The sequence below is a fragment of the Kitasatospora sp. LaBMicrA B282 genome (assembly GCF_050325825.1).
Taxonomy (GTDB): Bacteria; Actinomycetota; Actinomycetes; order Streptomycetales; family Streptomycetaceae; genus Kitasatospora.
This window is the reverse complement of record NZ_JBNQTI010000226.1, coordinates 2,079-10,821: the sequence shown is the minus strand read 5'-3', so window position 1 is coordinate 10,821 and position 8,743 is coordinate 2,079. Positions and strand designations below refer to the sequence as shown.

Annotated in this window: 4 protein-coding genes; all 4 read left to right on the top strand. The window is 71.9% G+C overall.

Features of this window, described 5'->3' with window-relative positions:
• Nucleotides 1-389: 389 nt before the first annotated feature.
• Entirely contained in the window at nucleotides 390-899 is a 510-nt protein-coding gene (locus tag ACQRUO_RS35930; protein ID WP_428320370.1) for a DUF6912 family protein, read from the top strand.
• A 74-nt stretch (nucleotides 900-973) separates the two neighbouring features.
• Nucleotides 974-1,630 carry an HAD family hydrolase gene (locus tag ACQRUO_RS35925; protein ID WP_428320368.1) on the top strand — a complete coding sequence of 219 codons (657 nt, stop codon included), beginning with the start codon at nucleotides 974-976 and terminating at the stop codon, nucleotides 1,628-1,630.
• Between the two features lie 122 nt (nucleotides 1,631-1,752).
• On the top strand, nucleotides 1,753-3,378 hold the full coding sequence (pruA, locus tag ACQRUO_RS35920; RefSeq protein ID WP_428320369.1) for an L-glutamate gamma-semialdehyde dehydrogenase: 1,626 nt from the start codon (nucleotides 1,753-1,755) through the stop codon (nucleotides 3,376-3,378).
• Between the two features lie 280 nt (nucleotides 3,379-3,658).
• A complete protein-coding gene (locus ACQRUO_RS35915) occupies nucleotides 3,659-8,608 on the top strand; it encodes an NAD-glutamate dehydrogenase (RefSeq protein WP_428320367.1) in 4,950 nt (1,649 codons plus the stop codon).
• The last annotated feature ends 135 nt before the right edge of the window (nucleotides 8,609-8,743 follow it).

Below are 8,743 nucleotides of genomic sequence, written 5' to 3'. Positions count from 1 at the left end.
CGTGGCCGGCGGGTCGCCGCCGGCCGGCCGGTCGCCGGCCGGGCGGCCGCCAGCCGCTGGACGGTCGGCGCGGTCACGGGCAGGCGGTGGGCGGCGGAGCGGAGCGCGGTCTCGGCCATGTGCGGGTCCCCCACGGGGTCGGCGGAAGGCTGTCCGCTCCAGGTTCCGGCCCTCGCGCGCCCGCGACCAAGCCGCCGACCGCGCCCCGCCGAGGTCCCCCGAACGGCGGCTTGACGACCCGGGCACCCCGGCCTGCCCCGGGGCCGGCACCGTCACCCGCCCAGAGCACCCCCGCCACGGCGAACCGCTCGAAGGGGGACACCGCGGTGATCGCCGGAGCCGTATTCTGTGGACGTCCCGCAGCACCCCAGGAAGCGAGCGTGCCCCCGATGCGTGTCTACGTGCCCACCACCCTGGCCGCGCTGGCCGAGGCGCAGCAAGGCGGCGCGCTGGCGCAGGCCGCGGCCTACGCGGTCACCCCGGCCCTGCGCGAGTGGTACGTCAGCGACGACCTGGAGGAGTTGGAGTACGCCGCCCTGGTGCGCGCCGCCCAGTCCTCGCTGCGCCTGCTGGCCGCCGACCCCGGGGCCCCGCGGCGGCGCGTGGTGGTGGCCCTGGACGTCGCCGACAGCGCCGTGCAGCCCTACCCCGGCGACGAGTACCAGGACCAGGCCTCGCTCGGCCGGGTCGTCCTGGCCGGCGCGGTCAAGCTGGCCAAGGCCGCCTCGGTGCACGCGGACGCCGACGACCAGGAGGTGGTCGAGGACGTCGCCGCCGCGGCGGACGCGATCGCCGCCGCCGACGCCGGCGACACCGACGCGCAGTTCAGCGTGGACGGCGCCGAGGACCACGAGCTGCTCTGGTACGCGACCCAGGAGATCCCCGGTCTGATCGGCTGAGCGGGACCGCCGAGCGCCACTGACCGACCCCCCGACTTCACCTGCTTGTCGGTGGCGCCCGCTACCGTTCCCGGGTGCGAACTCATATCGTCTGGGACTGGAACGGGACGCTGCTGCACGACATGGCGGCGGTGGTCGGGGCGAGCAACGCCGCCTTCGCGGTGGTCGGCGGCGCGCCGCTGACGCTCGAGCAGTACCGGGAGATGTACGAGATCCCGATCCCGCGCTTCTACCAGCGGGCGCTGGGCTTCCAGCCGTCCGGCGCGCAGTGGGAGGAGCTGGACGCCACCTTCCAGCAGCACTACGGCGAGCTGGCCGGCGGCTGCACGCTGACCGAGGGGGTGCCCGAGCTGCTGGCCGCCTGGGCGGCCGAGGGGCACACCCAGTCGCTGCTGTCGATGTACGAGCACCGGCGGCTGGTCCCGGCCGTCGAGGCCTTCGGGATCCAGCGGCACTTCCTGCGGGTGGACGGCCGCACCGGTCCCTCGCACGGTCAGAAGGCGGCTTCGCTGGTGCGCCACCTGGCCGCGCTCGCCCCGGCGGTGGACCCGGCCCGCACCGTGGTGATCGGTGACGCCGCCGACGACGCCCTGGCCGCCCGGCAGTCCGGCGCCCACGCGGTGCTGTACACCGGTGGTTCGCACACCCGGGCGAACCTGGAGCCGATCGGCGTCCCGGTGGTGGACTCGCTGGCCGAGGCGGTGGAACTGGCCCGGCGGATCACCGGCTGACCGGTGTGTCGGGGCCCGGGCGGCGACCCGGGCCCGGTCAAGCTGGATGGCGTCACCGAGGCGGGCCCCACCGGGCCGGCCCGGCCAGAGGCCGACCCAGCAGAGCGGAGCCGCCGATGCCGATCGACGCCGTGACCAAGGTGCCCGTCCCGGTCAACGAGCCCGTGCACGGCTACGCCCCGGGCAGCCCGGAGCGCGAGCGGCTGCTGGCCGCGCTGGACGAGCTGACCGCCGAGCCGGTCCCGCTGCCGATGACCATCGGCGGCGAGCAGCGGTTCGGCTCCGGCGAGCGGATCGACGTGGTCCAGCCGCACCACCACGCGGCCCGGCTGGGGGTGCTGGGCAACGCCACCGCGCAGGACGCCGAGCTCGCGGTGAACGCGGCGCTGGCCGCCGGCCCCGACTGGCGCCGGCTCTCCTTCGACGACCGGGCGGCGGTCTTCCTGCGGGCCGCCGAGCTGCTGGCCGGGCCGTGGCGCGAGACCGTGGCGGCGGCCACCATGCTCGGGCAGTCGAAGACCGCGCAGCAGGCCGAGATCGACGCGCCCTGCGAGCTGGTCGACTTCTGGCGGTTCAACGTGCACTTCGCCCGCGAGCTGCTGGCCGAGCAGCCCGAGTCCTCGCCCGGGGTGTGGAACCGCACCGACCACCGCCCGCTGGAGGGCTTCGTCTACGCGATCACCCCGTTCAACTTCACCGCGATCGCCGGCAACCTGCCCACTGCCCCGGCGCTGCTGGGCAACACCGTGGTCTGGAAGCCCGCGCCGACCCAGACCTTCGCCGCCCACCACCTGATGCGGCTGCTGGAGGCGGCCGGGCTGCCGCCGGGGGTGATCAACCTGGTCACCGGGGACGGCCAGGACCTCTCCAAGGTGGCGCTGGCCAGCCCCGACCTGGCCGGCCTGCACTTCACCGGCTCGACGGCCACCTTCCGCTCGCTCTGGCAGGCGATCGCCACCCGGCTGCCCGGCTACCGCTCCTACCCGCGGATCGTCGGCGAGACCGGCGGCAAGGACTTCCTGATCGCCCACCCGTCCGCCGACCCGGCGGTGCTCTGCACCGCGATGATCCGCGGCGCCTTCGAGTACCAGGGCCAGAAGTGCTCCGCGCTCTCCCGCGCCTACCTGCCGCGCGGCCTGTGGACGCGGATCCGGGACGACTTCCTGGCCCGGGTCGACGCCCTGACGGTGGGCGACGTCACCGACCTGAGCAACTTCATGGGCGCGCTGATCGACGAACGGGCCTTCGCCAAGAACCGCGACGCGATCGAGCGGGCCAAGCTCGATCCCAAGGTGGAGCTGGTGGCCGGCGGCCAGTACGACGACGCGATCGGCTGGTTCGTCCGCCCCACCGTGCTGGTCAGCGCGGAGCGGCGGAACGAGATCTTCTCCACCGAGTACTTCGGGCCGATCCTCTCGGTGCACCTCTACGAGGACGCCCACTGGGCCGACGCGCTGGCCGCGGTGGACCGGGACGCGCCCTACGGGCTGACCGGTGCGGTGATCGCCCAGGACCGGCGGGCGATCGCCGAGGCGGTGGAGGCGCTGCGGTTCGCGGCGGGCAACTTCTACATCAACGACAAGCCGACCGGCGCGGTGGTCGGCCAGCAGCCGTTCGGCGGCGGCCGGGCCTCGGGGACCAACGACAAGGCGGGTGCGGCGCAGAACCTGTTGCGCTGGACGTCGACCCGGGCGATCAAGGAAACCTTCGTGCCGCCGACCGACGACCGTTACCCACATATGGGCTGACCTGCGGTTTTTGGACAAGCTGTCCAGGAAGTGAGGATCACGCCCCGGCTTTGCTCCTCCATGTCCCCTGACAGCCCGGCACGGGCCCGTTAGGCTGGCTGGCGTCGTCGGGGCGCGTCCCGCAGGCCGAAAAGTCTGTCGTACCCAGGCGAGGGGTTCTTTAAGCGTGCCTTGAGCGCCTCTGGCCAGGATGGTGCGGGAGGATTGCGGAGCGGCCCGGCGGTGCACACCCAGACCACCACCGAGTCACGCAACGGCGCGCGACAGGAGCCAATCAGCCATGCAGACCAAGCTGGACGCGGCGAAGGCCGAACTGCTCGTCAAGGCGGCCGCAGCCGCGGAGCACAGCCAGGTGGGGGGAGCGGCGCCCGGGGAGGGGCTGAGCAACGGCGCTCTGACCGCGTACCTGCACCACTACTACCTCCACACCGCCCCCGAGGACCTGGTCGACCGCGACCCCGTCGACGTCTACGGCGCCGCCGCCTCGCACTACCGCCTGGGCCTCAAGCGTCCGCAGGGCACCGCCGAGGTCCGGGTCTCCACCCCGACCGTCGACGAGAACGGCTGGTCCAGCGGCCACACCGTGGTCGAGGTGGTCACCGACGACATGCCGTTCCTGGTCGACTCGGTCACCAACGAGCTGTCCCGGCAGAACCGCGCGATCCACCTGGTGATCCACCCGCAGCTGGTGGTCCGCCGCGACATCACCGGCAAGCTGTTGGAGATCCTCGACATCGACGCCTGCGCGCGCAGCCAGGCCAACGGCGCCGAGTGGCCCGCGGACGCGACCGTCGAGTCCTGGATGCACATCGAGATCGACCGGGAGAGCGACCGCGAGGACCTGCGGCAGATCGAGGCCGACCTGCGCCGCGTGCTGGGTGACGTGCGCGAGGTGGTCGAGGACTGGGCGAAGATGCGCACCTCCGCGCTCCGCCTGGCCGACGAGCTCGCCGAGCAGCCCCCGGCCCACCTGCCCGAGCAGGAGGTCGGCGAGGCCTGGGAGCTGATGCGCTGGCTGGCCGACGACCACTTCACCTTCCTCGGCTACCGCGAGTACGACCTGGTCGAGCACGAGGGCGAGGAGGTGCTGCGCGCCATCCCCGGCACCGGCCTGGGCATCCTGCGCTCCGACCCGCTCAGCCACGACACCGACCACCACCCGGTCAGCGAGTCCTTCGGCCGGCTGTCCGCCCCGGTGCGGGCCAAGGCGCACGAGAAGAAGCTGCTGGTCCTCACCAAGGCCAACTCCCGTGCCACCGTGCACCGTCCGGCCTACCTGGACTACGTCGGCGTGAAGAAGTTCGACGCCGCGGGCAACGTGGTCGGCGAGCGCCGCTTCCTCGGCCTGTTCTCCTCCGCCGCCTACACCGAGTCGGTCAGCCGGATCCCGGTGGTGCGCCGCAAGGTGCAGGAGGTCATCAACGAGTCGGGCTTCTCCTCCGAGAGCCACGACGGCCGCGACCTGCTCCAGATCCTGGAGACCTTCCCGCGCGACGAGATCTTCCAGACCCCGGCCGACGAGCTGCAGCAGATCGCCACCAGCGTGCTCTACCTGCAGGAGCGCCGCCGGCTGCGGCTGTTCCTGCGTCAGGACGAGTACGGGCGCTACTTCTCCGCGCTGGTCTACCTGCCGCGCGACCGCTACACCACCCGCATCCGGCTGCGCCTGATGGACATCCTGATGCAGGAGCTGAACGGCGCGGCCATCGACTACACGGTCTGGTCCACCGAGTCGGTGCTGACCCGCCTGCACTTCGTGGTCCGGGTCGCCCCGGGCAGTGAGCTGAGCGAGCTCACCGAGGCCGAGATCGAGCGGATCGAGGCCAAGCTGGCCGAGGCCGCCCGGTTCTGGATGGACGGCTTCAACGACCAGCTGCTGGTGGAGCTGGGCGAGGAGCGGGCCGCCGAGCTGGGCCACAAGTACGCCAACGCCTTCCCCGACGGCTACCGGGCCGACTTCACCGCCCGCACCGCGGTCGCCGACCTCAAGCAGATCGAGTCGCTGGAGGGGGAGGGCGACTTCCGCCTCAACCTGTACCAGCCGGTCGGCGCCGGCGACGACGAGCGCCGCTTCAAGATCTACCGGGTCGGCGGGCCGATCTCGCTGACCGAGGTGCTGCCGGTGCTGCAGCGCCTGGGCGTCGAGGTGCTGGACGAGCACCCCTACGCGCTGCGCCGCTCCGACCACACCACCGCCTGGGTCTACGACTTCGGCCTGAAGCTGCGCGGCGAGTCCGCCGAGCTGACCGACGAGGCCCGCGAGCGCTTCCAGGAGGCCTTCGCCGCCACCTGGACCGGCCGCGCCGAGAACGACGGCTTCAACGGCCTGATCCTGACCGCCGGGCTGAACTGGCGTCAGGCGGTCGTGCTGCGCGCCTACGCCAAGTACCTGCGCCAGGCCGGCAGCACCTTCTCGCAGGACTACATGGAGGACGCGCTCCGCAACAACGCGCACACCACCCGCCTGCTGGTGAACCTCTTCGAGGCCCGGCTCAGCCCCAGCCACCAGCTGGGCGCCGGCGAGCTGGGCGAGGCCATCCTGGAGGAGCTGGACGGCGCCCTGGACGAGGTCGTCTCGCTGGACGAGGACCGCATCCTGCGCTCCTTCCTGCACCTGATCAAGGCGACGCTGCGGACCAACTTCTTCCAGCGCGCCGGTGACGGCCAGTGGCACCCGTACGTGTCGATGAAGTTCGACCCGCACGCCATCCCGGACCTGCCGGCCCCCCGCCCGGCCTTCGAGATCTGGGTCTACTCGCCCCAGGTCGAGGGCGTGCACCTGCGCTTCGGCAAGGTCGCCCGCGGCGGCCTGCGCTGGTCCGACCGGCGCGAGGACTTCCGCACCGAGATCCTCGGCCTGGTCAAGGCCCAGATGGTCAAGAACACCGTGATCGTCCCGGTCGGCGCCAAGGGCGGCTTCGTCGCCAAGCAGCTGCCGGACCCGGCGGTGGACCGCGACGCCTGGCTGGCCGAGGGCATCGCGTCCTACAAGACCTTCATCTCGGCGCTGCTGGACATCACCGACAACCTCAAGGCCGGCCAGGTCGTGCACCCGGCCGACGTGGTCCGCCACGACGAGGACGACACCTACCTGGTGGTCGCCGCCGACAAGGGCACCGCGACCTTCTCGGACATCGCCAACGGCGTGGCGGAGGAGTACGGCTTCTGGCTCGGCGACGCGTTCGCCTCCGGCGGCTCGGCCGGCTACGACCACAAGGGCATGGGCATCACCGCCCGCGGCGCCTGGGAGTCGGTCAAGCGCAACTTCCGCGAGCTGGGCGTGGACACCCAGACCGAGGACTTCACCGTGGTCGGCATCGGCGACATGTCCGGTGACGTTTTCGGCAACGGCATGCTGCTCAGCGAGCACATCCGGCTGCTGGCCGCCTTCGACCACCGGCACATCTTCCTGGACCCGAACCCGGAGTCGGCCGCCTCCTTCGCCGAGCGGCGCCGACTCTTCGACCTGCCGCGCAGCTCCTGGGACGACTACGACAAGTCGCTGATCTCGGCCGGCGGCGGGGTCTTCCCGCGCAGCGCCAAGTCGATCCAGCTGACCCCGCAGGTCCGCGCGGCGCTGGGCATCGAGGCGACCAAGCTCACCCCGGCCGAGCTGATGAAGGCGATCCTGCAGGCCCCGGTGGACCTGTTCTGGAACGGCGGCATCGGCACCTACGTCAAGGCCGAGCGGGAGACCAACGCGGACGTCGGCGACAAGGCCAACGACGCGATCCGGGTCAACGGCAACCAGATCCGCGCCCGGGTGATCGGCGAGGGCGGCAACCTCGGCTGCACCCAGCTGGGTCGGATCGAGTACGCCCAGTCCGGCGGCCCCCGGTTCGACGGCGGCTGGATCAACACCGACGCCATCGACAACTCGGCCGGCGTGGACACCTCGGACCACGAGGTGAACATCAAGATCCTGCTCAACCAGGTGGTCGCCGAGGGCGACATGACGGTCAAGCAGCGCAACGTCCTGCTGGCCGAGATGACCGAGGAGGTCGGCAAGCTCGTCCTGCGCAACAACTACGCGCAGAACGTGGTGCTGGCCAACGCGGTGGCCCAGGCGCACAGCATGGTCAACGTGCACTCGCGGATGATCAACCGGCTGGAGGCGGACGGTCAGCTGGACCGCGCGCTGGAGTTCCTGCCCAGCGAGAAGCAGCTGAAGGACCGCCAGGCCACCGGCTTCGGGCTCACCCAGCCCGAGCTGTCGGTGCTGCTCGCCTACACCAAGATCACCCTGGCCGACGAGCTGCTCGCCACCGGGCTGCCCGACGACCCGTACTTCCGCGACACCCTGCACCTGTACTTCCCGACCGCGCTGCGCGAGAAGTTCACCGAGGCGGTGGACAACCACGCGCTGCGCCGGGAGATCATCACCACCCTGATCGTCAACGACACGATCAACCGCGGCGGCTGCACCTTCGCCTTCCGGCTCCGCGAGGAGACCGGGGCGACCTACGAGGAGATCGCCCGGACCCACACCGCGGCCCGCGCGGTGTTCGGCCTGGAGAAGATCTGGGACGAGGTCGAGGGCCTGGACAACCGGATCCCGGCCGAGACCGCCACCCGGATGCGGCTGCACGCCCGCCGGCTGGTCGAGCGGGCCACCCGGTGGATGCTCAACAACCGCCGCCAGCCGCTGGACATCGCCGACACCATCGCGTTCTTCCAGCAGCGGGTGGACCACGTCTGGACCAGCCTGCCCAAGCCGCTGCGCGGCGAGGACCTGGCCTGGTACGAGAAGATCCACGCCGAGCTGATCGGCGCGGGCGTGCCGGAGGCGCTGGCCACCCGGGTGGCCGGGCTCTCCTCCGCCTTCCCGACCCTGGACGTCACCGAGGTCGCGGACCGCTCCGGCAAGGACGTCTCCGAGGTCGCCGACCTCTACTACGACCTGGGCGACCGGCTGGGCATCACCCACCTGCTGGACCGGATCATCGAGCTGCCGCGCACCGACCGGTGGTCCTCGATGGCCCGCACCTCGATCCGCGAGGACCTGTTCGCGGCGCACGCCCAGCTCACCGACGACGTGCTGGCCTGCGGGCCGGAGAGCGCGACCAGCGAGGAGCGCTTCACGGCCTGGGCCGAGCTGAACGGCACGCTGCTGAGCCGGGCGCAGACCACCCTGGACGACATAAGGGGTTCGGACACCTACGCGCTGTCCAGCCTCTCGGTGGCCATGCGGGTGATCCGCACGCTGCTGCGCACGGGGTCGATGCGCTGACGCGCTGAGCCGGACGGCAGAACGGCGGGGGGGGGGAGGGGGGGGTGGGGGCGCCGTGCGTGGGTCTCTCCTTCTTTCCCTCCTTCCTTCCCCCCCTCCCCCCCCTTTTGTTCGGGCCCCACCCCCCCCCCCCCC